This window comes from Pseudonocardia sp. (assembly GCF_035305885.1).
GTDB lineage: Bacteria > Actinomycetota > Actinomycetes > Mycobacteriales > Pseudonocardiaceae > Pseudonocardia.
Genome location: NZ_DATGOP010000140.1, coordinates 1 through 25815 on the forward strand (window position 1 = coordinate 1; position 25815 = coordinate 25815).

Here is a 25815-nt window from a genome sequence, read left to right on the forward strand (position 1 = left end):
CGTCGCTGTCGCTGTTGCTGTCGCTGTCGCTGTCGTCGCTGTCGCTGTCGTCGCTGTCGCTGTCGTCGCTGTCGCTGTCGCTGTTGCTGTCGCTGTCGCTGTCGTCGTCGCTCTCGTCCTCGGCCTCGCTGCTGGAGCCGCCTCGGGAGCCGCGGTCGGAATCGTCGTCGCCGGTGTCGCCGGAGTCCTCGGTGTCGCTGGAGTCCTCGGTGTCGCCGGAGTTGTCGTCGGAGGCGTTGCGGGAGCGGCTGTCGCTCGACGCGTCGCCGCCGGAGCCCTCCTCCTCCTCGTCCTCGCGGTCGTCCGCTTCCGCGCGGGTGGGGAGGAGGTCGTCGACGACGCCCAGGAGGCCGCGGCGGTCGCCGCCCTCGTCCGACTCGCTGCCCGGCTCGCGGTCGTCCTCGGCGCGGGGCTCGTCCTCGGTGGTGCCGTCCTCGGTGGTGTCGTCGGACCTCGCCGGGGCCTCGTCGGCGGTGTCCTCGGCGGAGTCCTCGCCCCCGCCCTGCCGGCCCCCGAGCGTCAGCGCCGGGAGCTCGACGGCGGGCAGCTCCACGTCGGGCAGCTCGACGCGGGCGGACCCGAGCGTGACGTCGGGCGTCTCGATCGTGGTCTCCGAGACGGCGACGCCGGGGAGGGTGACCTCGGGCGGGGCGTCGGCGGAGAGCGTCACCCGTGCCCCGGACACCTCGACGTCCGGGGTGGTGACGGCCGCCCCGGACGCCCCGACCGGCCCGACCGTCGCGTCGGAGGTGGTGACGTCCGGGAGCCGGACCTCGGCCGGCGTGGTGGCGGCCCGCAGGCTGCGCGGGGCCCCGGACACGTCGACCCCGGGCAGGTCGACCGCGGCGGATCCGACGCCCACCGAGGGGGTGTCCACCGGGCCGACGACGGGCAGCGGGGTGTGCGCCGTGGGCACCTCGACCGGCGGGGTCCGGACCGGCGGCGCCGCGAGGACCACCGAGCCGCCGGCCGGGGCGCTCGGGGCGGGCGCCGAACCGCCGCCCCCGCCGGGCCGGCCGGCCCCCGGACCACCGGGGGAGGGCGCCGGGGACAGCGGCCACGGCCACCCCGCCGCGGGCGGCGCCCCGGCGCCGGGCTGCGGGACGGTCGCGGGCCCGGGGGCGCCCGCGCCGGGCGCCACCGCGGGGGAGACGGCCGGGGTCACCGCGGGGGCGGCGACGGCGGGGTCCGCCGCGGCCGGCGCGAGCCGCGCGGCGGGTGAGGGGCCGAGCCCCGCGGGCGACGCGGCGTCGACCGGGCCGGCGTCGACCGGGGCGGTGTCGACCGGGGCGGCGTCGAGCTCGGACGGGATGCCGGCCGCGAACAGCTGCCGCGTCGCGGCGAGCACGAGCCCGTCGTCGCCCGCGCCGACCGTCCACGCGTGGACCTGCGCGCCCGCGTCCGGCAGCGGCCCTCCGGCGTCGCCCGCGCCCACCGACGGCCCGGCGGCGTCCTCGACCACGGACGGGCCGAACACGGCCGTCGCGGCGAACAGCGCGCCCGCCGCGACGACGACCTTGCGCCCGTTGCGGCGGGGCGGCGGGGGCGGCGGGGAAGCGACGCGGGCGTGCCCGCGCGGCACGAGCGGGCGGTCGGCGACGCGCGGCCCCCGGCCCTCGCGGCGCAGCAGCGCGGCCACCGACACCGCGCCCTCCGGGCCGGTGGTGCGCCGGGGCGGCACCGGCATCCCGGAGCAGCGGGCGATCAGCTCGGCGACGGTCACGGTGCCGGGGGCGGTGCCGGGGGCGCTGGAGCGGGGACGGGGTGAGCAGGCGGGCGGTTGCACGGTCGCGTTCTTCCCGGAAGGTGGTGGGGTTCGAGCAGGTCCTGGTGGGGCCCGATGCCTTCCTACCTGCGCCCGACGACGACCGGCCAGACGCTGTTCGCCCGCTCGTCGCGGATCACCTGAACAGCCGCGAGGGCCTCCCGGATGCCGCCCGGCGTTCCGAACGAACCACCCACCGACGGGGGCGTCCGAGCGCACCACCGGCCGACGGCCGCGACCAGGCCGAAGGGAGCAAGCGCCCGAGGGCGGGCCCGAGGGCGGTGCCGCGGCCGGCACCCGGCCGGGTGTGACCGTGGGTGACGGCCCTCACCTGAACGGTGCTGTCCACGAGGACGACCCGGCCGGGGCGTGCACGGCGATCGCCTGCTCCCACACCTCGTCGCGGCGCAGCGCGCGGTCGACCACGGCGCGCAGCAGCCAGTCCACCCGGTAGTCCTCCGAGACGATCGACGGCCCGGCGTCCGCGGGCACGTCGAGGGCGAAGGCGAGGTCCTTCGGCTGCCGCGGCCGCAGCTGCAAGGGCCCGCTCGCGGCGACCTCCGCCGCGGTGTGGCCGACGACGGCGGGGCCGCGGCCGGAGGTGACGGTGGTGCGCCGGACGAGCTCCACCCGCACGCCGCGGGCCTTCAGGTCGGCCTTCGCGGTGAGCCGGACGGCCCCGCGGAGGGTGCCGCCCGCGGGCACGCTCCCGCGGGGGAGCCCGGAGAACGACACCGAGCACACCGGGGTGCCGCCGCCCCGCCGCACGGGCGGCTCCGCGGGCGCCGCGCGCTCGGGGGCGAGCACCGCGACCGGCACCTCCACCGGGTCGGGGAAGCGGCGCGACGCGGTGACCTCGCAGCGCACCAGCCACCGCGACGACGCGCCGGGCCCCTCGCTCGTCGGCGGCCCCCAGCGCTCCTCCGGCTCGATCCAGCTGTCGTAGCTCTCCGGGGCGGCCGCGTCGCCGGAGGCGGGGTAGCGCTCGTCGGCGCAGTCCTCGGGCCGCTCCGGCGGCACGATCCGCCGCGGCACGGGCAGCACCGCGGTGAGCTCCCGGGCCGCGCCGGCGGGCAGGTGGTCCTCGGCGAGCACGTACTCGCCCGCGACCGCGCGGTCGTCGGTGTAGCCGCCGCCCCCGGCGGGGTACTGGTCGACGTGCACGAGCGCGACCGAGCACTCCACGTCCTCGAGGTCCTCCAGCGGCTCCAGGCGGACCACGGCCGTCACGGCGTCGCCCGGCAGGTAGGACCGGCGATCGGTCGCCAGGTGGATGTCCATCGCCCGCGTCGCGGCCACGGCGCCGCACCTCCTGCTCGTCGTCGGTGTCGCAGGGCGCCAGCCGCCCGGCGACTGCTCGGTGCGCCCCCGCGGCGCGTTACCGATCTGCGCGCGCGGGCCGGTGCCCGGTGACGTCCGCAGTCGTGTGGTGGGCGACGGTCACGGGGATCGTCGCCCTGCTGGCCTTCGACTACGTCTTCCACGTGCGCAAGGCGCACGTGCCCTCGCTCACCGAGGCGTCGGTGTGGTCGGCGGCGTACGTGGGGGTCGCGCTGCTGTTCGGCGTCGGCGTGCTCCTCGTCGCCGGCCCCGCGACCGGGGCCGAGTACTTCGCCGGCTACGTCACCGAGAAGGCGCTGTCGATCGACAACCTGTTCGTCTTCCTGGTGATCATGACCAGCTTCCGGGTTCCCCGGGCCGACCAGCAGAAGGTGCTGCTGTTCGGCATCACGATCTCGCTGGTCGTGCGCACCGCGTTCATCTTCCTGGGCGCCACCCTGATCAACACGTTCGCCTGGGTGTTCTACGTCTTCGGGATCGCGCTGCTGATGACGGCGGGCAACATCGTCCGCCACCGCGACTCCGACGAGCGGTCGGCGGACAACGTGATGGTGCGGCTCGCCCGCCGGTTCCTGCCGACCTCGGATGCCTACGACGGCGACCGGCTCACCACCGTCGTGGGCGGCCGCCGGGTCATGACGCCGATGGTGCTGGTCATGGCGGCCATCGGCAGCACCGACGTCCTGTTCGCGCTCGACTCGATCCCGGCGATCTTCGGGCTCACGCAGGACGTCTACGTCGTGTTCACGGCCACCGCGTTCTCCCTGCTCGGCCTGCGCCAGCTGTACTTCCTGCTGAACGGGCTGCTCGATCGGCTGGTCTACCTGTCGTACGGGCTCGCGGCGATCCTCGCGTTCATCGGTGTGAAGCTCGTGCTGCACGCGTTGCACGAGAACAACGTGCCGTTCATCAACGGCGGCGAGCCGGTGGACGTCGTCGAGATCGACACCGCCGCCTCGCTCGCCGTCATCGTCGGGGTCCTGGTGGTCACCGTGGTCGCGTCGCTGCTCTCCGCGAAGGGGCGCGCGGTGAACCTCGTGGCCGCGGCGCGGCGGCACGCCACCGAGTACCTGGAGTGCGAGACCGATCCGGCGGTCCGCGAGGACCTCTTCCAGAAGTTGCTGGCCGAGGAGGCCCAGCTGCGCGGGCTGCCCGAGCGGTACCGGGCGCGCATCCGCCGGGAGGAGCAGCTCATGGCGCTGCTGCGGCGCGCGCACGCCGAGCACGAGGCCCTCGCCGCGCCGGGCGGTGGCCCTGCGGGCTGACCGGCCCGCACTCTCATGCCGTCCGGCTATCACAGCCGGTCTTGGACGCCGGCCGGGCGCCGGCGGCAGCCTGCGGCCCGTGCGGGCTTCGGACTGGTGCGGGAGGGGAGCGCGGCGGGCGGTCGGCGCCCTGCTGCTCGCGATGATCTCGGTCACCGGGTGCGCCGCGGGTGGGGCCGCGGCGAGCGCCGACGGCGGGCCGAGCGCGGCGCTGCTGCCCGCCGCGGCCGCGTACGTCGACGCGGTCGCCGCGCGCGACCTCGACGCCCTCGTCGCCGCGTTCGCCGTCGACGGGGTGGTCGTGGACGTGCAGCGACGGATCGTCGGCCGGGACGCGATCCGGGAGTGGGCCGCGCGGGAGGTGATCGGCGGCGGCCTGCCCGTCGACGGCGTGGTCGAGCTGTCGCCGCGGGTTCAGCGGGTGCGGGTCCACTGGGCGCCCGCGGGCTCGGCCGGGTGGGCGGCGGACTACACGTTCACGGTGGAGGGGCGGGAGATCGTCGAGGCAGACCTGCAGCACGCCCGCTGATCCGGCCGCACCTCAGCGCTCGGGGCCCAGCACGGGCTTGATGTCGATGACCGGGGTGCCGTCCACGGCCTCGAGGGCGTCCACCTCGATGGTGGTGCCCTCGATCGCGGTGATCGTGACGACGTGCAGCCCGACCGGGTTGGGCCGGTCCTGAGACCTGGTGGCGAACACGCCGGTGAGCGGCCGGGCCGGGTCGCCGCGGGGGTGCACGGCCAGCACGGACCGGTCGGCGCGGTGCAGCCAGGTCAGCACCACGACGCCCTCCCCGGCGGCGAGGCCGTCCACCGCCTCGGCGTACTCGGGGCGGACTTCGATGCGGGCGGGCGGCGCCCCCTCGTCGGCCTGCTTCGGGGCCGCCGCGGGATCGGTCAGGGGCGAGCGGACCCGGCCGATCGGGCGCAGCTGCACCCCGCGGATTGTGCCGTGTCGGGTGGACGGCCCGGAACCGGGTATTCCCGCCGCAATGCCCCATCTCGTCACACGTGTTCTGCGTCACGTGCCGGTGGCGCTGCCCCCGTGCGGTGGGCACCCTGATCGCAGCACCGTTGGGGAGTATTCCGCTCGCGGTGGCGTCGTCAGCACGGAGAAGGCCCCGCGGCCTGGGAACGACAATCACGCGGGACCCGAACCCGGCGCCACCGATTCGCCGCTCCGCCGGGAGAGGCGAAGGGAAGAGACCTCGGGGCGGCCCGTTGCTGCCCGAGACCGTGGAGGTCCTCCCCCGTGAACGTCCCCGTATGGCTGTGGTTCGCCACCATCGGCGGCCTCGCCGCGATCATCGTGGCCGACCTGTTGCTGGTCGACCACAAACCGCACACGGTGACGGTGAAGGAGGCCACCCGCTGGGTGGTCTTCTACATCGCGCTCGCCGTGGCGTTCGGCCTGGGCATCTGGTACTTCGCCGGCGGCACCTACGCCGGGGAGTTCTTCGCCGGCTACATCACCGAGTACTCGCTCTCGGTCGACAACCTGTTCGTCTTCGTGATCATCATGTCGTCGTTCGCGGTGCCTTCCATCCACCAGCACCGCGTGCTGCTCGTCGGCATCGTGATCGCGCTCGTGATGCGCGGCCTGTTCATCGCCGTGGGCGCCGCCGCGATCAACGCTCTGAGCTGGGTGTTCTACATCTTCGCCGCGTTCTTGGTCTACACGGCGGTGAACATGGTCCGCCAGGGCGTCGGCCACGAGGACGAGGAGTGGAGCGAACCCCGGGTCGTGAGGTTCGTGCGGCGCATGCTGCCCGTCACCCAGGACTACCACGGCTCCAAGGTCACCATCCGGCTCGACGGCAAGCGCTGGGTCACCCCGATGCTCATCGTGATGATCGCGATCGGGCTCACCGACCTCCTGTTCGCGCTCGACTCCATCCCGGCGATCTTCGGCCTCACCCAGGAGCCGTACCTGGTGTTCACCGCCAACGCGTTCGCGCTGATGGGGCTGCGCCAGCTGTACTTCCTGCTCGGCGGGCTGCTCAGCAGGCTGGTCTACCTGTCCTACGGGCTCGCCGTGATCCTCGCTTTCATCGGCGTGAAGCTCGTGCTGCACGCCCTGCACGAGAACGAGCTGCCGTTCATCAACGGCGGCGAGCCGGTCCCGGTGCCGGAGGTCGGCATCGGCCTGTCGCTGTCGGTGATCATCGGGGTGCTCGCGATCACGACGGTCGCCAGCCTGCTCGCGTCGCGGCGCAACCCGGCACCGACCGAGTGACCCCCTCGCGCGCCGCCTCGGCGCGGGGTTGTTGACTCGGTCGTCGACCCGGTGCAACCGCTTGCGTGTCGAGGAAGGTGTGACATGACCACGAGCAGCCACGACGTCATCAGCCCTGTCGACGAGACGGTGCTGACGACGGTCGAGTTCTGCGGCCGGGAGGAGGTGGACGAGCGGGTCGCCCGCGCGCAGCGCGCCTTCGAGGCGTGGCGCGCCGTGGCACCGGGCGAGCGGGCCCGCCTCCTGCGCCGCTTCGCCGAGGCCGTGGACGCCGACGTCGAGCACCTCGCCCGGCTGGAGGTGCGCAACGCCGGCCACACCATCGGCAACGCCCGCTGGGAGGCGGGCAACGTCCGCGACGTGCTCGCCTACTACGCCGCCGCCCCGGAGCGGCTCACCGGCAAGCAGATCCCCGTCCCGGGCGGGGTCGACATCACCTTCCAGGAGCCGCTCGGCGTGGTCGGGGTGATCGTGCCCTGGAACTTCCCGATGCCGGTGGCCGCGTGGGGGTTCGCGCCCGCGCTCGCCGCGGGCAACACGGTGGTGCTCAAGCCCGCCGAGCACACGCCGCTCACGGCGCTGCGGCTGCAGGAGCTGGCCCTGGAGGCGGGGCTGCCCGAGGACGTGCTGCAGGTCGTGCCCGGCACCGGCGAGGAGGCCGGCGAGCGGCTCGTGACCCACCCGCTGGTCCGCAAGGTCGTCTTCACCGGGTCGACCGCGGTCGGCAAACGGATCATGCGCCTCTGCGCGGACCAGGTGAAGTCGCTGACGCTGGAGCTGGGCGGGAAGAACGCCAACATCGTCTTCGCCGACGCCGACCTCGAGCGCGCCGCCGCGACGGCGCCCGGCGCCGCCTTCGACAACGCGGGCCAGGACTGCTGCTCCCGCTCGCGGGTGCTCGTCCAGCGCAGCGTCCTCGACCGGTTCATGGAGCTGCTCGAGCCCGCCGTCAAGGGGTTCGCCGTCGGCGACCCGGCCGACGAGTCGAGCGAGATGGGCCCGCTGATCTCCGCGGCCCACCGCGAGAAGGTGTCCTCCTACGTCGACGACACGGCCCGCGTGGCGTTCCGCGGCAGCGCGCCGGAGGGCCCCGGGTTCTGGTTCCCGCCCACCGTGCTCGCGCCCGTCGAGCGGGACGCACGGCAGTGGCGGGAGGAGATCTTCGGGCCCGTCATCGCCGTCATGCCCTTCGACGACGAGGCGGACGCCATCGCGCTCGCCAACGACACCGAGTACGGGCTGTCCGGGTCGCTGTGGACCCGCGACATCGGCCGGGCGCTGCGGGTCTGCCGCGCCTGGGAGAGCGGGAACCTGTCGGTCAACTCCCACTCGTCGGTGCGGTACTGGACGCCGTTCGGGGGCTTCAAGCAGTCGGGGCTGGGCCGCGAGCTCGGGCCGGACGCGGTCAGCGCGTTCACCGAGACGAAGAACGTCTTCATCGCCACCGACGACTGAGGGGACCGGGCGGTCGGTCGGCCTCGCGATCGGCGGCCTCGCCGCGGGTGCCGCCCGGTCGGCCACCCGCGGCGCGGGCGACGGTCAGGACAGCACGCGGATCTGGAACGGGTAGTCGTAGGGCCGGTCGTCGGCCGCCCGGATGGCGCCCTTGATGTGGCACCACGCGGACACCACGAACAGCACGATCATCAGCGGGACGCCGATGAGCGCGCCGACGACCGTGAAGATGAGCACCCAGCTCAGCAGGTAGAGCAGCCAGAAGCTCAGGTTGAAGTTGAACGCCCCCGCCGCCGCCCTCCGGGCGAACGGGTCGTTCTTCTGCACCAGCCACACGATCAGCGGCCCGAGCAGGCTGAGCGAGCCCGCGGAGAGCAGGGCCGCGATGGGCGCGGACAGGTGCGCGATGATCGCCCCGATCCTGCTGTGCGCGGGCAGCGCCGTGGGCCTGGTCTCGGCGTCATGCGGGTCGTAGGGCTGGTACGGCTGGGACATCGGTCCACTCCTTCGCCGGCGGTCTCACCCGGTCAACGATCCGGACCGGCCGGCCGTGCCCGGAACGGACGATCCTCCCCCGGTCGGGCGGGATGCGCCACCGACCGATGGGGTCACGCGTCGAGCTCGGCGAGCGCCTTGCGCGCCTGCTCCAGCTCGGCCTCGAGCGCCGCGACCCGGGCGGCGCGCTGCTCGCGGGCGGCGTCGATGACGGCGTGGATGGGGCCCGCCAGCTCCGCGTGCAGCTCCTCGGCCGCCCGCGACACGGCCGTGGCGGACACGGGCAGCCCGCGCGACAGCCACGTGTTGCCCTGCTTGAGCTCGGCCTGCCAGTCGCCGTCCGCCGTGCCGGTGACGGTGAGGGTGAGCTCGATGGTGCGGGTGGTGCGGGCGCCGCCCTTCGCCCGGCGGCGGCGCGGCGCGGCCGGCTCGGCGGCCTCCGCGGTCGAACCGGCGTCCCCGGTCGCAGCTGCGTCCGCGGGCGGGGTGACGGGCTCGGGCTGGGTCATCGGCGGGGTGCTCCTCACAGACGGCGCGGCAGAACGGGAGCAGATCGTAGAACGCCTGTTCGACCGCGCCGTCCCCGGGGCACCCCGCCGACGGCCTACAGCGCGGCGTAGAGCGCGCCCTCGAAGTCGCCGTACAGCTTCCACGCCTCGTCGGCGAGGAACGGCAGCGAATTGGTGTAGATGGACGCGCACACGCCGGTGGTGCGGTCGATGAAGAAGTGCGTGTTGAACAGCCCCGCCCATGCGCCCGTGTACGCCCTGCGCCGCCCGGGGACGTCCTGGGTGTTCAGCAGCAGGCCGTAGCCCCACTTCCAGCCGGGGCCGACGCGCAGCGCGTGCGTCGTGGCCGGGTCGGCGGTCGGGATCTCGGCGGGGAAGTCGAGGTCGCCGATCTGGTTGGAGAACGCGGCGTCGACCGTCTGCTCCGACAGGATGCGCTCGCCGTCGAGCTCACCGCCGCGCAGCAGCGCGCGCTCGAACCGGATGTAGTCGCGCGGGGTGGAGTAGATGCCGTGGCCGCCCGCCCACCAGTCGGGGTTCGGGTTGAGGATCTCACCGATGGGCGTCCACTTCCCGTCCTCGCCCTTCACGTGGACGGCCACGCAGTTCGCCCGGCGCGCGTCGTCGGGCCGGAACGTCGTGTCGGTCATGCCGAGCGGCCCGGTGATCCCCTCGGCGATCACGACGTCGAGCGTCCGCCCGGCGACGACCTCGACGACCCGGCCCAGCCAGTCGGTGTTGATGCCGTACTCGAACCGGGTGCCCGGGTCGGCGACCATCGGCGCCCGGAAGGCCTCCATCGACCCGGGGACCACGTTGGGCACGCCCGTGACCTTCTCGTACTTGGCGATGTCGGCGTTCCAGAACCAGTAGCTCAGGCCGCTCGTGTGCGTGATCAGGTGCCGCACGGTGGCCCGGCGGCCCGCGGGGCGCAGCTTCGGGGTGTCGCCGTCGAAGCCCTCGAGGACCTGCACGTCGGCGAAGTCGGGGCAGTAGGTGTCGACGGGGGCGTCCAGTTCCAGGTCGCCCCGCTCCACCTGCTGCAGCGCCGCGGCGGTGCAGACCATCTTGGTCATCGACATGATCCGGAAGTGGGTCGACGTGCTGACCGGCTCGTCGTCCTCGCCGACGGCCCGCACCCCCGCCGCACCCTCGTAGATGATCCCGTCGCGGTCGGCGGCGATCGCCGCCACGTGCGGGACGCCGCCGGTGCGGACGGCGCTCTGCAGAACCTCGTCGATGGCGCTTCCGTCGATGGACCTACCCACCTGGACCTCCTTGGCCGGTGATCGAACGGGCACGCCCCCGGGCGCACGGCGGCGGTGACGTGCCCCCGGGGGACGACGATGGCGCACGGGCGGCCGGCCGGGGAGCGGGGTCCCCCGCCCGCACCCCCGCTTCAGGCGAGGACCGGGTGCTGGTCGAGGAACCCGGTGACGAGGCGCAGCAGGTCGTCGGGCCGCTCGATGTGCAGGCCGTGGCTCGACCCCGGCCCGGTGACGAGTTCGAAGCGGGCCTTGGGGATGGCGTCGGCCACCGCCTTGGCCTGCCGCGGCGGGGTCAGCAGGTCCTGCTCGCCGACCACGACCAGCGTCGGCGCCTCGATCCCCCCGAGCCGGTCGAGCGTGTCGAGCGCGAGGTCGGCGTCCCACTGCTCCACGGTGACCGCCATCTGCTCCTCGTTCTGCGGGAACGCGGGCAGCATCGGCTCGAACAGCTGCTGGACGTCGGGCCGGTCCATCAGCTCGGGGGAGAAGGCCAGGCCCGCGACGGCGAGCGCGGCCTCCATGTCGCCGACGGCGTAGGGGAGGCGCAGCGCGGTGAAGATCGCGCGCTGGAACCCGTCGCAGCGGCCCCACGTCGCGTACAGGACCGCCGAGGCGACCCGCTGCGGGTGGGCGATGGCGAGCTCCTGCACGACGGCCGACCCGAGCGACCAGCCCATCGCGTGGGCCTTCGGGATCTCGAGCGCCTCGAGCAGCGCCGCGGCGTCCTCCGCCATCGTCGCCGCGGTGATCGGGCCGTCGCCGCGCTCGCTGCCGCCGAGCCCGCGGTTGTCGAAGGCGATGACCCGGTACCGCTCGGCGAGGCGGGGCACGAGCTCGCCCCACAGCGGGATGGAGCCGGACGTGCCCATCACGAGCAGCAGCGGGTCGCCCTCCCCGCTCACCTCGTAGTGCAGCGAGACCCCGGTGCGGACGGACTGCAGGGGCATGGGGGACCTCCAGCTCTCTCAGCGGTAGACGAGCGACCCGTCGTCGAGGTCGGCCTTCGGGAGGATCTCCATCTCCTCCTCGTGCTCGTGCATGTGCGTCCACGGCTCGCGGTCGCCCTGCTTGAACATCACGTCCTGGGAGCGCATGACGTAGCCGGCGTTGAAGTTCTCCGGGTCCGACCACGGACGCAGCTGCATGTCGGCGTCCTCCGGCCGCAGGGTCGGGACGACCACCGTGGCGCCCTTGTCGCCCATGTGCCGGAACAGCCGTCCGACCAGGTCGGTGACGAGGTCGACGCGCAGCGTCCAGCTGTGGCGGAAGTAGCCGAACACGTACGCCATGTTCGGCACCCCGCTGATCATGATCCCGCGCCAGGTGACGCGCTCGGGGAAGGAGACCGGCTCGTCGTCGACGGTGAACGCGACGTCGCCGAAGGCGGAGAGGTTGAAGCCGGTGGCGGTGACCACGATGTCGGCCTCGACCTCCTCGCCGGAGCCGACGCGGATGCCGTTCTCGGTGAACTCCTCGACGGTGTCGGTGACGATCGAGGCCTTGCCCTCCCGCAGCGCGGCGAACAGGTCGCCGTCGGGGACGATCGCGATGCGCTGCTGCCACGGCCGGTACCGCGGGGTGAAGTGCTTCTCGATGTCGAAGCCCTCCGGCAGCAGCGGCCGCATCGAGTCGATGAGGAACGCGTGGACCTCGTCGGGCGCCTCGAGCGAGGTGCGGGCGAGCCAGTGGTACTGCGCCATGTACTGGCGGCGCAGGATCTCGTGCGTCCACTCCTCCGGGATGTCGAGCTGGCGCAGGGTCACGGCGAGCTCGTGCGTGACCGGCGGCGCGTACCAATAGGAGGGGGAGCGCTGCAGCATCGTCACGTGCTCGGCCTTCTCGGCCATCGCGGGCACCACCGTCGCCGCGGTGGCGCCGGAGCCGATGACGACGACGCGTTTGCCGGTGTGGTCGAGGTCCTCGGGCCAGCTCTGCGGGTGCACGACCACGCCCCGGAACCGGTCCATGCCCTCCCACCGCGGCTGGTAGGGCTTCTCGTGGTTGTAGTAGCCCTGGCACATCCACAGGAAGTCGGTGGTGTGACGCACCCGCGTCCCGTCGTCGCGGCGCGCCTCGACGGTCCACCGGCGCGCGTGCGACGACCAGCTCGCCGACGTGACCCGGTGCCGGTACCGGATGTGGCCGGCCAGGTCGTCCTCGGCGATGACCTCGTCGAGGTAGGCGAGGATCTCCTTGCCCTCGGCGATCGACGGTCCACGCCACGGCTTGTGCCGGTAGCCGTAGGTGAACAGGTCGCTGTCGGACCGCACGCCCGGGTACCGGTGCGTCCACCAGGTGCCGCCCCGGTCGTCCTGGGCCTCGAGGATGACGAAGGAGCGGTCGGGGAACTCGTCGCGCAGGTGGTGGGCCGCGCCGATGCCGGAGACCCCGGCGCCCACGATGAGGACGTCGACGTGGCCGCCGTCCTCGATCTCCCCGGTGTCGCGCAGCGGCGTCGTTGCTGGTGCGGTCGTCGTCATGGCTCGCCCTTCGGCAGGGGGACGTCGTGACGCCGATCACCGTAGGCAGCGTGCCCGCGCCGGGGAGTGTCCCAAAATCGGACAGCTCCGCCTTGACGCGGCACGCACCATGGGAGTGGGCACGAGGAGGTGCGCGCAAGGTGGGTGAGCTCGCGGATCGCGCGCACCGGCTCACCTGCGCCCGCGCCGCGTTCCTCGACCGCGCGGACGCCGACCTGCGCGGGGTGCCCGACCACGTCGCCGCGTCCTGGCGGCGCAGCGTCTCCCGCGGGGTCCACCCGGACGTCGTGGTCACCGAGTACCACGACGACCTCGACCTCGGCTCCCGTCTCGTGCGCTGCGCGCGGCCGGTGATCGAGCAGCTCGCCGAGCAGATCGCCGACATCCCGATGTGCGTGGCGCTCACCGACGACCGCGCGCGGCTGCTCGTGCGCCGGGACACGAGCCCCTGGTTCGGCCGGATCGCCGACCGCCAGTGCTTCGCGCAGGGATTCGGCTATTCCGAGGACGCGGTCGGCACGAACGGCGTGGGGACCGTGTTCGAGTTCGGCGAGTCCGTGCACATCGTCGGTGCGGAGCACTTCGTGGAGAGCCTGCAGCCCTACGCCTGCGCGGGGGCGCCGGTCCGCGACCCGTTCACCGGCCGGATCGAGGGCGTGCTGGACATCAGCTGCCTGCGCGAGCACTCCTCGCCGATCCTGCACTCGCTCGTCCGCTCGGCGGCGGCGCGGATCCAGCGCAACCTGCTGGCCGACCGCAACGAGCAGCAGCAGGCGCTGTTCGACGCCTACACCCGGCTCGACGCGCGCAGCCGGGAGGCCGTGCTCGCCGTGGGGCCGCGCACGGTGATGGCCAACACGCCGATGCAGACCCTGCTCGACCCCGGCGACGTGGTGGCGCTGCAGGACCACGTGCGGTTCGTGATGACGCGCCACGCGAGCGTCGACGACCGGCTCGACCTGCCGTCGGGCACCCGGGTGCGGGTGCGCGGCTCCACGGTGGTGGTCGGGGGCGCGGTCGCGGGGGCGGTCGCCGTGGTGGGGGTGCTGAACGAGGTCGACGTCGCCGACCTCGTCCCGGCCCCGCGGCCCGCGGAGAACGGCTCGGCGGCGTGGCGCGCCGCCTCGGCCGCGGTCGCGCAGGCGCTGCGGGACGGTGCGCCGGCACTCGTGATCGGCGAGCCGGGCAGTGGGCGGTTCACGCTGGTGGCCGAGCTGCACCGCAGCGCGCGCGAGGACGGCCGCGCCGTCGGGATCGCACCCGAGCGCGTCGCGGCCGCGCCCGAGGAGGTCGCCGCGGCGATCGCGGCGGCCGGCCCCGCGGTGCTGTACGTGCTGCGCGACGTCGACCGCGTGCCGGCCGCCGCGGTCGACACCCTCGTCGCCGCGCTCGGCGGGGGCGTGCCGCCGTTCGCCGCGACCGCCGCGCAGCCCGCGCACGACGGGCTGCTGGCCGTGATGCGCACGTCGGCCACGGTGCCGCCGCTGCGGGCCCGCACCGGCGACCTGCCCGCGCTCGCCCGCGCCCTGCTGGCCGAGCTGGCCCCGCGCCGCGACGTGCGGCTGTCCCGGGCGGCGCTGCGGCTGCTCGGTCGCTACGACTGGCCCGGCAACGTGGCCCAGCTGCGCGACGCGCTGGCGTCGGCGCTGCGCCGCCGCCCGGTGGGCTGCATCGGACCCGCCGACCTGCCCGAGTTCTGCCAGAGCGCCCCCCGCACCGCGCTGCGCCCGGTCGACCGGGCCGAGCGCGACGCGATCGTGAGCGCGCTGCGCACCGCGGGTGGCAACCGGGTGGCCGCGGCCGCCGCGCTCGGCCTGGCCCGCTCGACGCTCTACCGCAAGATCCGCCAGTACGGGATCACGGTGTGACCAGGGTCGTCGGGCCCGCCGCGCGCAGCAGCGCCCCGAGAGCCGGCGTCACGCGGGCTCGCCGGCGGCGAGCCGCACGGTGAAGCCGTCCTCGCGCCAGATGAGGTCGGTGGTGACGTCGAGCTGGTGGGCGACCCACAGGCCGAGCCCGGCGCCGTCGGGCGTGCGCGGCCGGGGCGCCAGCCCGACCGTGCGGTCGGCGGGGCCCGGTCCGGTGTCGTGCACGGTGACGAGCATCCGCGCAGCGGCGCGCCAGATCCGCACGGTGACGGGGGACCCGCCGTACATGTGGGCGTTGGTGACGGCCTCGGAGGCGGCGTAGGCGAGGTCGTCGAGGACGGCGGGGTGGACGTGGCCGTCGCCGAGCTCCCGGATCGCGGTGCGGGCACCGCCCGGCGAGCAGTCGACGAGCCGCCGGGTGGGCGGCGCGGACTCGAACGGGTGCGGCTCCACCGGCAGGAACGCGAACCGCTCCGGGTCCTCGTAGTCGGCGCTGCGCACGACGCGCCCGTCGGGGGCGACGAGCCGCGGGTGGGCGCGGAGCACGACGTCGCGGACGTCCGGCCGCAGGGCGGTCGAGTCGTAGATGCACCGGGACCAGACCGGCAGCTCGCGCCACAGGGCGTTGATGCCGGCCTCGTAGCGGTCCCACCCCGAGAAGGACCGCCCGGTGCCGGCGGCGGGGACCTCCCCGGCGATGCGGACGCGGGTGGCGCCCTCGGCGAGGTGCTTCTCGAACTGCCGTTGGTAGCTGCCGATGGCGCGCGTCGGCGCGCTGTAGTGGTCGGACTCCCCGACGAAGGAGACACCCGTGTCGTCGGCGATGCGCGACCGGATCAGGTCCGTCTTGCGTCGGTCGAAACCGATGATCACGGGCTCCCCGGCGGCGACGGCGGAGTCGATGAAGTCGACGACCAGGGCGCCGAACTCCGCGTCGGAGCGGTAGAAGCCGGCCTCGTGCACGTGACCGCCTCCGGTCGGTGCCGCCGCGGCGCTCATGACGACGGCTCCGCGTCGACGATCTCGACGTGGACGAAGGGGACCAGCTGCGCGAGGCGGCGCACGAGCCGAGGCGGGTCCGCGATCAGCGCCGGGATCCCGAGCCGGGCGGCCATGGCGTCGATCGCCTGCAGCGCGCGGTGGTCGATGAAGGTCACCGCGGAGAGGTCCCAGACCACGGCAGCGGCGTCGGGCGTGAGCCGGATGCGTTCCAGCGTCCTGCGGAACTGCGCCGCGCTGGCGGCGTCGACCTCGCCGGAGAGGCCGAGCGCCCCCTCCGACGTGGTGAAGACGTGGAACGGCGTCAGCGCCGCGGGTGCGATCGGGTGGACGCTCGCGAGCTCGGCGAGGACCGCGGGGCCCAGCTGCGCGTCGTAGGCGCACATCGCCGAGAACGGGTGGGTCGACGCGAAGCGGTCCACCTGGGACTCGTAGCGGATGAAGCAGTCGCGCCGCGCGGGTGAGCGCACCATCTCGGTGACGTCGGCCCCGACCCGGAAGCCGGCGTAGCCGTCGGCGAGTGCCCGCTGCGTGGCCGTCGCGAACGCCTCTGCCGCCACGTCCGGGTCCGAGAGCACCCTCGCGCCGTACACGACGTCGAGGGCCACGATCTCCAATCCGCCGCCGGCCAGCAACCGGTCGACGTCGGCGAGGCCCTCGAGGCTCGACCTCAGCGATGCCGGGTCGCCCGTGCCCGCGTACGCCACCCGCAGGCCACGGGCGATCCCGGCTCCGAGGAACTCGACGAGGCTCGCACGAAAGCTCGACAGGTCGCGGTAAGGCCAGCAGATGTGGTCGTTCGCGCTCAGCGCGAGCAGCGAGCCAACGGGCCCCACCGTCCGCATCCGGGGACGCTAACACAGCGCTGCCGGTCTTGGGCCCTCCCGTCTTGCGCCTACGACCTGCCCGGGCCGAACCGAGGCGCGCGGGTTCCTCAGTCGAGGCAGAACTCGTTGCCCTCGGGGTCGGCCATCACGATGTGGCCGCCCTCGAGCGGGGGACGGGGCTCGTGGCGGGCGAGCCGCTTCGCGCCGTGGGCCACGAGCCGGTCGGCCTCCGCCTCCAGCGCGGCCATGCGGGCCTCGCCGTCGAGGCCGGGCGCGGCCCGGACGTCGAGGTGCACCCGGTTCTTGACCCGCTTGCCCTCGGGCACCCGCTGGAAGAACAGCCGCGGGCCCGCGCCGTCCTGGTCGACGACCGCGGCGGCGTCGTTGCGCCGTTCCGGCGGGACGCCGAACGCCTCGAGCGCCTGGTCCCACGAGTCGAACCCCTCGGGCGGGGGCTGCACGCGGTAGCCGAGGGCCTCGGCCCAGAAGGCCGCCAGCGCGGCCGGGTCGGCGCAGTCGACGGTGATCTGCACGTCGCGTGCCATCTCAGCGCACCCCCTTCGTGTGCAGGTGGAGGTCGCGCAGCAGGCAGACCTCGGCCAGGTGGTGGATCAGCTCCCGGTGGATGTGCAGCACGAGCGTGGCCATCGGCTCGTCGGCGAACGGCCCCTCGGCCGGGCCGCACGGCCGCCGCAGCCCGTCCTCGCCGAGCGAGGAGACCCCGGCGAGCCAGGTGGCGTACTCGGCGTCGAGCTGGGCCAGCGCGGCGTGGGCGGTCGGCGCGTACTCGAACGACTGGTAGTCGGTCGCGGCCCGGCCGAAGTGCGAGGCGTTGCGCATCGCCAGCACACCGACGATCACGTGCCCCAGCCGCCACGCGATCGTCGTGAACGGCGCAGGCGTGGGCTGCGGGAACGCGAAGTCGATGGTCATCTCGCCCGCTCCGGCCTGCACCGGCGCGGTGCCGGTGCCGCGCGGGCGCACGCTCCAGCACCCGGGTACCGGTTCCCAGAAGTACTCCTCGTCGGTCAGGCCGTCGAGGCGCTTGCGCAGCTGGTGGGTCCAGTGCCAGTCGATCTGGTCGCGGAGCAGCTGGTTGTAGGTCTGGTCGGTCACGGGACAAGCTTCTCGCGAATAGCGGACAGATACCTTCCGTGATCCGTGGGACGATGGTGATCGTGACCGTCGAGGCGACCACCGAACGGGTGCTGCGGCTGCTCGCGCTGCTGCAGCGGCGGCCGTCGTGGACCGCCGCCGAGCTCGCCGCGGAGCTCGGGGTCACCGACCGCTCGGTGCGCCGCGACGTCGAGCGCCTGCGGGCACTGGGCTACCCGGTGCACGCGACGGCGGGCGTCGGCGGCGGCTACCAGCTGGGGGCGGGCACCCGGCTGCCGCCGCTGCTGCTCGACGACGAGGAGGCGATCGCCACGGCGGTCTCGCTGCGCATGGCGTCGGGCGGCACGGTCGCCGGCGCGGGCGAGGCGGCCCTGCGGGCGCTCGCCAAGCTCGACCAGGTCATGCCGCCCCGGCTGCGGGCCGAGGTGCGCGCGGTGCACGGCGCCACCGAGACCCTCATCGGGCCGGGCGTCGAGATCGACGCGGACCTGCTCGTGACGCTCGCGCGCGCCTGCCGGGACGCGGTGCGGGTGCGCTTCCGCTACCGGACCCGCGGCGGCGGTGAGCACGAGCGCACGGTCGAGCCCGTCCGGATGGTCGCCACCGACCGCCGCTGGTACCTCATGGCCTGGGACGTCGACCGCGCCGACTGGCGCACCTTCCGCCTCGACCGGATGCGCGACGTGGTCGCCACGACCTGGCGGTTCCGGCCGAGGCAGCACCCCGACCCGCTCGCGTACGTGCAGCGGTCCGTGGCCGAGGCTCCGTACCGCCACCTCGCCCGGGTCCGGCTGCGCGCCCCGGCGGAGGAGGTGCGCCGGCTCGTGCCGCCCCAGGTCGCCCGGGTCGAGCACGACGGCGACGGGTGCTGCGTGCTCGTCGCGGGCGGGGACGAGCTGGACTGGCTCGCCGTGCACATCGCCCGGCTCGGGTTCGACGGCGAGGTGCTCGATCCCCCCGAGCTGCGCGAGGCGGCCGCGCGGCTCGCCGACCGCCTCGCGGGGCTCGCCGGTCGCGTACCCCCGTGAGCGCAGGCGGGCGCCGGCGCGTACCACCCGCGCGGTAGGCGAGATCGCGTCGCGAGCGGGACGCCCCGGCGGGCCCGATCGCGAATCGTGGGGACACCAGCGATCGAAGGAGATGCACATGGCCGTCCCCGCCTCCGCCCGCCGCCGGTCCGCCGCGGACCTCGCCGCGGGCGTGCTCGCCCCCGTCGGCTTCCTCGGCGCCTACCTCGTGGCCGCGCCGCTCACGAGCGCCGCCGCCGACCGCGACCTGCCCATGCCCGGTGCCCCGGCCGCCGAGGTCGCCGCCTACTACGCGGCCAACCCCTTCGCGGTCACGCTGACCGCGGGCCTGCAGGCGGTCTCGGTGATCTGCCTCGCCGCCTTCGTGGGCTTCCTCGCGCCCGCCCTGCGCGCCCTCGGCGCCGCCTGGCTGCCGCGGGTCGGCTACCTGGCGGTCGCCGCGATGCTGGCCTCGTGCCTGCTGTCGATGACGCTGTCGCTGGTCGTGACGTCAGCGGGCGACGGGGTGGTCCGCGTGCTGCGCGAGGCGAACTTCTACACCGGCGGCGTGATCCACGTCGTCGCGCTCGGGGTGTTCGTCCTCGGCTCGTCGGTGCTGCTCGGCCGGGAGCACCTGTTCGGCGCCCCCACCCGCTGGTTCGGGTTCGTCGCCGGCGGGATCGCGGTGGCGTCGGTGCTGTCGCTCACCTTCTACTACGCCAGCGTCGCCCTTCCGGTCGGGCGCGTGCTCTCGATGGTCTGGACCATCGCCGCGGGCATCGCCGTGCTGAGGCGCAAGTGAGAGCAGGGCACCAGTGACAGCACACCTGATAACGCAAATGACTCAGCCAGTAGGCCACCTGTACTCTTCGTCCTGTGACCGCAGCCCCCGGGCGACGTGAGACGCTGCGTCCGTTCGCCCGCACCCGCCTCTACGAGCAGCTCGTCGAGCGGCTGCTCGACCACATCCACGCCGAGGGGCTGAAGGTCGGCGACCGGCTGCCGCCGGAGCGCGAGCTGGCCGCCCAGCTGGCCGTCAGCCGGGCGACGGTGAGCCAGGCGCTCGTCGCGCTCGAGGTGCAGGGCGTGGTCGACGTCCGGCACGGAGACGGCGCGGTGATCCGCGACATCCCGCCGGACCGGCAGGTGCTCGCCGCGCTGCACGCGCGCAGGCACCGGCTGCGCGAGGTGATCGAGGCCCGTGAGGCGCTCGAGGTCAAGCTCGCGGGGCTCGCCGCGAAGCGCCGCACGGACGACGACCTCGCCGCCATCGACGCGGCGCTCGAGGAGATGGACCGCGACATCGAGGGGGGCGGTCGCGGTGTGGCCGCCGACGAGCGGTTCCACGCCGCGGTCACCGCCGCCGCGCACTCGGGCCTGCTCGCCCGGCTCATGGCGGAGATCTCCGAGCTGATCCGGGAGAGCCGGGTGGAGTCGCTGTCCCAGCCGGGCCGCCCGCGCGAGTCCCTGGAGGCGCACCGCAAGGTCGCCGACGCCATCCGCGCGGGCGACGCGGCCGGCGCGAGCGCGGCGATGGCCGCCCACATCGAGGCGGTCTCCGACGTCGCCCTGCTGCGCGACGAGTGAGAAACGAAATCGTCGATCGTGGAATCGGCTCCGCCGGTGCGGCGCCAATTCGTGAGCGGTGGGGAGCTCACACCGCTGTAACGCGGCCGTCACCTGAGCGGAATGTCGCCGTAGTCGCCCCCACCTAGGGTCCCGCGCATGAAAACGTTGCGGCACCCCGCGCTGCAGATCGGTATCGCCGCGATCCTCGGCATCCTCTTCGGTCTTGTCGTCGGGGAGTGGGCGGCCAATCTCAAATTCATCGGCGACCTGTTCATCCGCCTGATCCAGATGTCGATCGTGCCGCTGGTCATGGCCTCGGTGATCGTGGCCACCGGGTCGATGACCGGTGCGGGCACCGGCCGCATCGCCCTGCGCACGTTCGCCTGGATGCTCGGGTTCTCGGTGGTCGCCGCCGTGCTGGCCTGGCTGCTCGGCGCCGCGTTCCGGCCCGGCGCCGGCATGGTCTACACCGATTCGGTCGACCCGGGCCTCGGCGAGTCGGCGGGCGAGGCGCTGGGCTGGCAGGAGACCCTGCTGAACTTCGTCTCCACCAACATCTTCGACGCGATGGCGTCGGCGGCGATGGTGCCCATCATCGTGTTCTCCCTGCTTTTCGGGATCGCATTGCGGGCCCACGTCGCCAGAACCGGCGACACCGCGGTTCTCACGTTCATCGACCAGATCCAGCAGATCGTGCTGATGATGATCCGGCTGGTGATGCACATCGCGCCGATCGGTGTGTTCTGCCTGTTGGCGAACATCGCCGGAGACGTGGGCTTCTCGGTCGTGACGAGCGCGCTGAAGTACCTCGGCACGACGCTGCTCGGCGTGCTCATCCTGTTCGCCCTGTTCGTGGTCGTCGTGACGGCGCGGACCCGGTTGGCCCCCTGGAAGCTGCCCGGCAAGCTGGCCGAGCAGACCGCGATCGCGGTGACGACCACGAGCTCGGCGGTCACCTTCCCGACGGTGCTCAAGAACGCCGTCGAGAAGGTGGGGGTGAGCCAGAAGATCGCGAACTTCACGCTCTCGGTCGGCCTGACGATGGGCTCGTACGGGGCCGTCCTCAACTACATGATCGTCGTGATGTTCCTGGCCCAGGCCGGGGACGTTCCGCTGACCTTCGGGCAGATCGCGCTCGGCATGGCGTTGGCGATCCTGCTCAACATGGGCACGATCACCGTGCCCGGCGGCTTCCCGGTGGTGGCGATGTTCCTCGCGACGTCGCTGGACCTGCCGTTCGAGGCCGTCGGCCTGTTGATCGCCGTGGACTGGTTCACCGGCGTCGTGCGCACCTTCCTCAACGTCAACGGCGACACGTTCGTCGCGATGCTGGTCGCGAACGCCGACGACGAGATCGACCGCGACGTCTACAACGGCACGAAGATCGTCCAGGCCGAAGCGGCCGACCTGGGCGAGCACGGCGCGGCGCTGGCCGCCGACCGCGCGGACTGATCGCGTTCCTCCACTCGACCGGTCTCGGGGCGCACGTGTCTCTTGACAACAGGTCCGGAGACCTATTGGCTAGGCCACTCAGCCACGCGTGATCTCTGTCAACGATGACGCGCCTCGTGGGGCCGCGGCCCCTTGAGCCCCAAGGATCGATCATGTCCGCAGAGTGGTTGTCCATCCTCGCGCTCGTCGCGCTGTTCGTCGTCGGCACGCTGCTGCCGATCAACATGGGGGCGCTCGGCTTCGTGGCCGCGTGGCTCGTGGGGACGTACGCGCTCGGGCTCTCCGAACGGGAGATCATCGACGGCATCAGCGGTGACCTGGTGCTGACGCTCGTCGGGGTCACCTACCTGTTCGCCATCGCCCGCAACAACGGCACCGTCGACCTGATCGTGCGCGGCGCGGTGCGCACGGTCGGCGGCCGGGTCGGTCTCGTCCCGTGGGTGATGTTCGCCGTCACCGCCGTCCTCACCGCGATCGGTGCCGCGAGCCCCGCGGCCTGCGCGATCGTCGGGCCGATCGCGCTCGGGTTCGCGGGCAGGCACCGGATCAGCCCGCTGATGATGGGCATGTTCGTCGTCCACGGCGCTCAGGCCGGCGGGTTCTCCCCGATCAGCATCTACGGCGTGATCACCAACTCGGTGATGCGCGACAACGGGCTGCCCGTGGACGAGGGCGCGATCTTCCTGGCGAGCTTCGCGTTGAACCTCGCCATGGCGATCGCGCTGTTCCTCGCCCTCGGCGGGCGCGAGCTGCTCGGCAGGCGGGTCGCCGAGGGCGGCCCCGACGGCGGCCCCGACGGCGGCCCCGTCGATGGCACTGGCGACGTCGACGGGGCCCCGTCCGGTGGCGGCGGCACGGCGACCGCGGTCGCCGCGCGGCGGACGGTCCGGACCGACCAGGTCATCACGCTCGCCGCGTTCGTCGCGGTCGCGCTCGTCGCGCTGGTGTTCGAGCGCAACATCGGGTTCACCGCCATCACCGCGGCCGTGATCCTCACCGCGCTCTTCCCGAAGGAGCAGAAGGGCGCGATCACGCAGATCGCGTGGTCGACCGTGCTGCTCGTGGCCGGGGTCAGCACGTTCGCGACGATCCTGTCCACCGCGGGCGCGCCGGAGGCGGTCGGCACCTGGGCCGCGGGCCTCGGCACGGTCCTCCTCGGCGCGCTGGTGCTTTGCTACGTCGGCGGCGTGACCTCGGCGTTCGCCTCGTCCACCGCGCTGTTGCCGATCATCATCCCGATCGCGGTGCCGCTGATCTCCTCCGGCGCGGTGAGCGCGGTCGCGGTGGTGGCGGCGCTCGCGGTGTCGTCGACGGTCGTCGACGTCAGCCCGTTCTCGACCAACGGTGCGCTGATGGTCGCCAACCGCCCCGACACGATCTCCGAGGACCGCTACTACCGCCAGATCCTCGGCTACGGCGTGATCGTCACCGTCGCGGGCCCGCTCGTGGTCTGGGCCGCGTTCGTGCTCAGCGGCGTGCTGTGAGGGAGGCCCCGATGCCCGACGCCACCGGCCCGCTCACCGGCACGCTCGTCGTCGACCTGTCCCGCGCGCTCGCCGGCCCGCACGCCACGATGATGCTCGGCGACCTCGGCGCCCGGGTCATCAAGGTGGAGGCGCCCGGCGCGGGCGACGACACCCGCGGCTGGGGCCCGCCGTTCGTCGACGGCACCTCGACGTACTTCCTGTCGGCGAACCGCAACAAGGAGTCCGTCGCCCTCGACCTCAAAGACCCCGACGACCGGGACGTGCTCGTGGAGCTCGTCCGCCGGGCCGACGTGCTGGTCGAGAACTTCCGCACCGGGGTGCTGGACCGGCTCGGGCTCGGCTTCGAGGTGCTGCACGCGATCAACCCCGGCCTGGTCGTCCTGTCGATCACCGGTTTCGGGCACGACGGGCCCGAGGGCGGCCGCGCCGGGTACGACCAGATCGCCCAGGGCGAGGCGGGCCTGATGTCGCTCACCGGCTCGCGCCCGGACGACCCGCAGAAGGTGGGCACGCCGATCGCCGATCTGCTGGCCGGAATGTACGGCGCGTACGGGACGCTCGCCGCGCTGCTGGAGCGCGAGCGCACCGGCGCGGGCACCGTCGTGCGCACCTCGCTGCTCGCCGCGACCGTCGGCGTGCACGGGTTCCAGGCCACGCGCTACACGGTGGCCGGCGAGGTCGGCCGGGCCCGGGGCAACCACCACGCCTCCATCGCGCCGTACGGGCTGTTCCGCTGCGCGGACGGCTCCGTGCAGATCGCGGTCGGCAGCGAGGGGCTCTGGCGGCGGTTCTGCGCGGCCTTCGACCTCGACCCCGCCGCACCCGGTTTCGCCACGAACCCGGAGCGGGTGGCGAACCGCGAGAAGCTCGTCGAGGTGATCGAGGGCGTCTTCTCCGGCCGGCGGGCCGCGGGCCTGCTCGCGCGGCTCGCCGAGGCGGGCGTGCCCGCCGGGCGGGTCCGGACCCTCGACGAGGTGTACGCGTGGGAACAGACCCGCAGCCAGGGGCTGCTGATCGAGGTCGAGCACGCGACACTGGGACGCGTGCAGCTGCCCGGCCCGCCGCTGCGGTTCTTCGACCCGGAGGGGCGCGAGGTCACGAGGACCGCGCACGCCGCGCCGCCGACCCTCGACGAGGACGGGGCGGCCATCCGCGCCTGGCTCGCGGGGGTGGGCGAGCGGTGATCGGCACCCGCCTGCGCGCCCGCGACCTGATCGAGCTCGTCCTCGGCGACACGTTCTCGAGCTGGGACGAACCCGTCGACCTCACCGGGATCGACCCGGACTACGCGGCCCAGCTCGCCGCCGCCCGGGAGCGCGCGGGCACCGACGAGGCCGTCATCACCGGCGCGGGCACGATCGACGGCGTCGGCGTCGCCGTGATCGCCGGCGAGTTCGAGTTCCTCGGCGGGTCGATCGGGCGGGCCACCGCCCGGCGCATCGTCGCCGCGGTCCGCCGGGCCACCCGCGAACGGCTGCCGCTGCTCGTCGCCACCTGCTCGGGCGGCACCCGGATGCAGGAGGGCACGCCCGCGTTCGTCGAGATGATCTCGATCTCGAAGGCGATCGTGGAGCACAAGGCCGCGGGCCTGCCCTACCTCGTCTACCTGCGCAACCCGACCACGGGCGGGGTGTACGCGTCGTGGGGGTCGCTGGGCCACGTCACGGTCGCCGAGCCCGGCGCGCTGATCGGCTTCCTCGGCCCGCGCATCGTCGAGGCGCTCACCGGCAAGCCGTTCCCCAGCGGGGTGCAGCGCGCCGAGCACCTCGTCGCGAAGGGGGTCATCGACGGCGTCGTGGCGCCGGAGGACCTGGCCGGCGTCACCCGCCGGGTGGTGCGGCTGCTCACCCCGCACCCGGCCCCGGCCCGCGCCGCCGACCCGCCCCCGCCGCCTCCGCGGCGCACGACGTCGACCTGGGAGTCGGTGCTGCTCACCCGGCGCCCGGACCGCCCCGGCGTGCGGGAGCTGCTGCGGTTCGGCGCCGACGACGTCATCCCGCTCAGCGGCACCGGCGACGGCCAGCGCGACGCCGGGCTGCTGCTCGCGCTCACCGCGTTCGACGGGCTGCCGTGCGTCCTCGTGGGGCAGGACCGCCGCCACCAGACCCCGGAGCGCCCGCTGGGGCCGACCGCGCTCCGCGAGGCGCGCCGCGGCATGCGGCTGGCCGAGGAGCTGCGGCTGCCCCTCGTCGCCGTGATCGACACGCCCGGTGCCGCCCTGTCCCCGCGCGCCGAGGAGGGCGCGCTCGCCGGGGAGATCGCGCGCTGCCTCGCCGACATGTCGAGCCTCACGGTGCCGGCGGTGTCGGTGCTGCTCGGGCAGGGCAGCGGGGGAGCGGCGCTGGCCCTGCTGCCCGCCGACCGGGTGATCGCCGCCGAGCACGCGTGGCTGTCGCCGCTGCCGCCGGAGGGCGCGAGCGCGATCGTCCACCGCGACACCGCCCACGCGCCGCAGATGGCCGAGCGGCAGCGGGTGAGCGCCTTCGAGCTGCGCGACGACGGTGTCGTGCACGTCCTGGTGCCGGAACGGCCCCCGGCCCACGAGGCCCCCGAGACGTTCTCGCGGGCCGTGGCCGCGGCCTGCGCCGCCGCGATCCGGGAGGCCACGCGCGCGAGAGCGGGCCGCGGCCCGGCCTGACCACACCGTCGGGCCGGCCCGCCCGCGCGCTCCGAGTT

23 protein-coding genes and 1 pseudogene are annotated in these 25815 nt (G+C 74.1%); 12 read left to right on the top strand and 12 right to left on the bottom strand.

The window, feature by feature from the left end:
• A pseudogene (locus VKZ81_RS31790) lies at window positions 1-1786 on the bottom strand (hypothetical protein); the annotation flags it as partial.
• Window positions 1787-2092: 306 nt separating this feature from the next.
• The gene (locus VKZ81_RS31795) at window positions 2093-3064 is read right to left on the bottom strand and encodes a hypothetical protein (protein WP_324245447.1); all 972 of its coding nucleotides are present in this window, start codon (window positions 3062-3064) and stop codon (window positions 2093-2095) included.
• A 110-nt stretch (window positions 3065-3174) separates the two neighbouring features.
• Here VKZ81_RS31795 and VKZ81_RS31800 point away from each other — a divergent pair, with 110 nt between their 5' ends.
• Window positions 3175-4371 (top strand): TerC family protein, encoded by a 1197-nt coding sequence (locus VKZ81_RS31800; protein WP_324245448.1) that lies wholly within the window; start codon window positions 3175-3177, stop codon window positions 4369-4371.
• A gap of 79 nt (window positions 4372-4450) precedes the next feature.
• Complete coding sequence (locus VKZ81_RS31805; RefSeq protein ID WP_324245449.1) at window positions 4451-4900, top strand: hypothetical protein; 450 nt, start codon at window positions 4451-4453, stop codon at window positions 4898-4900.
• A gap of 12 nt (window positions 4901-4912) precedes the next feature.
• Here the strand turns inward: VKZ81_RS31805 and tsaA are convergent, their stop codons facing one another.
• Window positions 4913-5308, bottom strand: coding sequence for a tRNA (N6-threonylcarbamoyladenosine(37)-N6)-methyltransferase TrmO (tsaA, locus tag VKZ81_RS31810; protein WP_324245450.1), 396 nt, complete (start codon window positions 5306-5308; stop codon window positions 4913-4915).
• A 315-nt stretch (window positions 5309-5623) separates the two neighbouring features.
• Between tsaA and VKZ81_RS31815 the strand changes: the two genes are divergently transcribed.
• Together VKZ81_RS31815 and VKZ81_RS31820 are read left to right on the top strand one after the other, a co-directional pair.
• Window positions 5624-6607 (top strand): TerC family protein, encoded by a 984-nt coding sequence (locus VKZ81_RS31815; protein ID WP_324245451.1) that lies wholly within the window; start codon window positions 5624-5626, stop codon window positions 6605-6607.
• Window positions 6608-6691: 84 nt separating this feature from the next.
• Window positions 6692-8062 carry an aldehyde dehydrogenase family protein gene (locus VKZ81_RS31820; protein WP_324245452.1) on the top strand — a complete coding sequence of 457 codons (1371 nt, stop codon included), beginning with the start codon at window positions 6692-6694 and terminating at the stop codon, window positions 8060-8062.
• Window positions 8063-8146: 84 nt separating this feature from the next.
• On the opposite strand, the gene VKZ81_RS31825 is transcribed toward VKZ81_RS31820, so the two are convergent.
• From VKZ81_RS31825 to VKZ81_RS31845, 5 genes are all read right to left on the bottom strand, one after another.
• Window positions 8147-8557, bottom strand: a complete 411-nt coding sequence (locus tag VKZ81_RS31825) for a DUF4870 domain-containing protein (RefSeq protein WP_324245453.1) — start codon at window positions 8555-8557, stop codon at window positions 8147-8149.
• A gap of 113 nt (window positions 8558-8670) precedes the next feature.
• The gene (locus VKZ81_RS31830; protein WP_324245454.1) at window positions 8671-9066 is read right to left on the bottom strand and encodes a DUF6319 family protein; all 396 of its coding nucleotides are present in this window, start codon (window positions 9064-9066) and stop codon (window positions 8671-8673) included.
• A gap of 95 nt (window positions 9067-9161) precedes the next feature.
• Entirely contained in the window at window positions 9162-10334 is a 1173-nt protein-coding gene (locus VKZ81_RS31835) for a serine hydrolase domain-containing protein (RefSeq protein WP_324245455.1), read from the bottom strand.
• Window positions 10335-10465: 131 nt separating this feature from the next.
• Window positions 10466-11281, bottom strand: coding sequence for an alpha/beta fold hydrolase (locus VKZ81_RS31840; protein WP_324245456.1), 816 nt, complete (start codon window positions 11279-11281; stop codon window positions 10466-10468).
• 18 nt (window positions 11282-11299) lie between these two features.
• Complete coding sequence (locus tag VKZ81_RS31845) at window positions 11300-12814, bottom strand: flavin-containing monooxygenase (RefSeq protein ID WP_324245457.1); 1515 nt, start codon at window positions 12812-12814, stop codon at window positions 11300-11302.
• Window positions 12815-12954: 140 nt separating this feature from the next.
• Between VKZ81_RS31845 and VKZ81_RS31850 the strand changes: the two genes are divergently transcribed.
• Window positions 12955-14682, top strand: a complete 1728-nt coding sequence (locus tag VKZ81_RS31850; protein ID WP_324245458.1) for a sigma-54-dependent Fis family transcriptional regulator — start codon at window positions 12955-12957, stop codon at window positions 14680-14682.
• Window positions 14683-14730: 48 nt separating this feature from the next.
• On the opposite strand, the gene VKZ81_RS31855 is transcribed toward VKZ81_RS31850, so the two are convergent.
• The 4 genes from VKZ81_RS31855 to VKZ81_RS31870 all read right to left on the bottom strand — a co-directional run bounded on the left by VKZ81_RS31855 (window position 14731) and on the right by VKZ81_RS31870 (window position 17624).
• On the bottom strand, window positions 14731-15681 hold the full coding sequence (locus VKZ81_RS31855) for an anti-sigma factor RsbA family regulatory protein (RefSeq protein ID WP_324245459.1): 951 nt from the start codon (window positions 15679-15681) through the stop codon (window positions 14731-14733).
• Entirely contained in the window at window positions 15678-16526 is an 849-nt protein-coding gene (locus VKZ81_RS31860) for an MEDS domain-containing protein (protein WP_324245460.1), read from the bottom strand. The genes VKZ81_RS31855 and VKZ81_RS31860 overlap by 4 nt, the downstream gene beginning before the upstream one ends.
• A gap of 89 nt (window positions 16527-16615) precedes the next feature.
• Window positions 16616-17053 carry a VOC family protein gene (locus VKZ81_RS31865; RefSeq protein ID WP_324245461.1) on the bottom strand — a complete coding sequence of 146 codons (438 nt, stop codon included), beginning with the start codon at window positions 17051-17053 and terminating at the stop codon, window positions 16616-16618.
• 1 nt (window position 17054) lies between these two features.
• Window positions 17055-17624 (bottom strand): DinB family protein, encoded by a 570-nt coding sequence (locus tag VKZ81_RS31870; protein WP_324245462.1) that lies wholly within the window; start codon window positions 17622-17624, stop codon window positions 17055-17057.
• A 62-nt stretch (window positions 17625-17686) separates the two neighbouring features.
• Between VKZ81_RS31870 and VKZ81_RS31875 the strand changes: the two genes are divergently transcribed.
• The 7 genes from VKZ81_RS31875 to VKZ81_RS31905 all read left to right on the top strand — a co-directional run bounded on the left by VKZ81_RS31875 (window position 17687) and on the right by VKZ81_RS31905 (window position 25777).
• Window positions 17687-18652, top strand: coding sequence for a helix-turn-helix transcriptional regulator (locus VKZ81_RS31875; RefSeq protein ID WP_324245463.1), 966 nt, complete (start codon window positions 17687-17689; stop codon window positions 18650-18652).
• Between the two features lie 118 nt (window positions 18653-18770).
• On the top strand, window positions 18771-19433 hold the full coding sequence (locus VKZ81_RS31880; RefSeq protein ID WP_324245464.1) for a hypothetical protein: 663 nt from the start codon (window positions 18771-18773) through the stop codon (window positions 19431-19433).
• Window positions 19434-19507: 74 nt separating this feature from the next.
• Window positions 19508-20218, top strand: coding sequence for a FadR/GntR family transcriptional regulator (locus tag VKZ81_RS31885; protein WP_324245465.1), 711 nt, complete (start codon window positions 19508-19510; stop codon window positions 20216-20218).
• Between the two features lie 138 nt (window positions 20219-20356).
• Complete coding sequence (locus tag VKZ81_RS31890; protein WP_324245466.1) at window positions 20357-21652, top strand: dicarboxylate/amino acid:cation symporter; 1296 nt, start codon at window positions 20357-20359, stop codon at window positions 21650-21652.
• A gap of 152 nt (window positions 21653-21804) precedes the next feature.
• Complete coding sequence (locus tag VKZ81_RS31895; RefSeq protein WP_324245467.1) at window positions 21805-23136, top strand: SLC13 family permease; 1332 nt, start codon at window positions 21805-21807, stop codon at window positions 23134-23136.
• Window positions 23137-23147: 11 nt separating this feature from the next.
• Window positions 23148-24323, top strand: coding sequence for a CaiB/BaiF CoA transferase family protein (locus VKZ81_RS31900; protein WP_324245468.1), 1176 nt, complete (start codon window positions 23148-23150; stop codon window positions 24321-24323).
• On the top strand, window positions 24320-25777 hold the full coding sequence (locus VKZ81_RS31905; RefSeq protein ID WP_324245469.1) for a carboxyl transferase domain-containing protein: 1458 nt from the start codon (window positions 24320-24322) through the stop codon (window positions 25775-25777). Before VKZ81_RS31900 ends, VKZ81_RS31905 begins: the two co-directional genes overlap by 4 nt.
• Window positions 25778-25815: the final 38 nt, after the last annotated feature.

What these genes read in the sequence shown, in the direction of transcription:
- VKZ81_RS31820 (WP_324245452.1), top strand. Translation starts at nt 6,692, where the DNA reads ATGACCACGAGCAGCCACGACGTCATCAGCCCTGTCGACGAGACGGTG.
- VKZ81_RS31825 (WP_324245453.1), bottom strand. Translation starts at nt 8,557, where the DNA reads ATGTCCCAGCCGTACCAGCCCTACGACCCGCATGACGCCGAGACCAGG.
- VKZ81_RS31830 (WP_324245454.1), bottom strand. Translation starts at nt 9,066, where the DNA reads ATGACCCAGCCCGAGCCCGTCACCCCGCCCGCGGACGCAGCTGCGACC.
- VKZ81_RS31840 (WP_324245456.1), bottom strand. Translation starts at nt 11,281, where the DNA reads ATGCCCCTGCAGTCCGTCCGCACCGGGGTCTCGCTGCACTACGAGGTG.
- VKZ81_RS31845 (WP_324245457.1), bottom strand. Translation starts at nt 12,814, where the DNA reads ATGACGACGACCGCACCAGCAACGACGCCGCTGCGCGACACCGGGGAG.
- VKZ81_RS31855 (WP_324245459.1), bottom strand. Translation starts at nt 15,681, where the DNA reads ATGAGCGCCGCGGCGGCACCGACCGGAGGCGGTCACGTGCACGAGGCC.
- VKZ81_RS31860 (WP_324245460.1), bottom strand. Translation starts at nt 16,526, where the DNA reads ATGCGGACGGTGGGGCCCGTTGGCTCGCTGCTCGCGCTGAGCGCGAAC.
- VKZ81_RS31865 (WP_324245461.1), bottom strand. Translation starts at nt 17,053, where the DNA reads ATGGCACGCGACGTGCAGATCACCGTCGACTGCGCCGACCCGGCCGCG.
- VKZ81_RS31880 (WP_324245464.1), top strand. Translation starts at nt 18,771, where the DNA reads ATGGCCGTCCCCGCCTCCGCCCGCCGCCGGTCCGCCGCGGACCTCGCC.
- VKZ81_RS31890 (WP_324245466.1), top strand. Translation starts at nt 20,357, where the DNA reads ATGAAAACGTTGCGGCACCCCGCGCTGCAGATCGGTATCGCCGCGATC.
- VKZ81_RS31895 (WP_324245467.1), top strand. Translation starts at nt 21,805, where the DNA reads ATGTCCGCAGAGTGGTTGTCCATCCTCGCGCTCGTCGCGCTGTTCGTC.
- VKZ81_RS31900 (WP_324245468.1), top strand. Translation starts at nt 23,148, where the DNA reads ATGCCCGACGCCACCGGCCCGCTCACCGGCACGCTCGTCGTCGACCTG.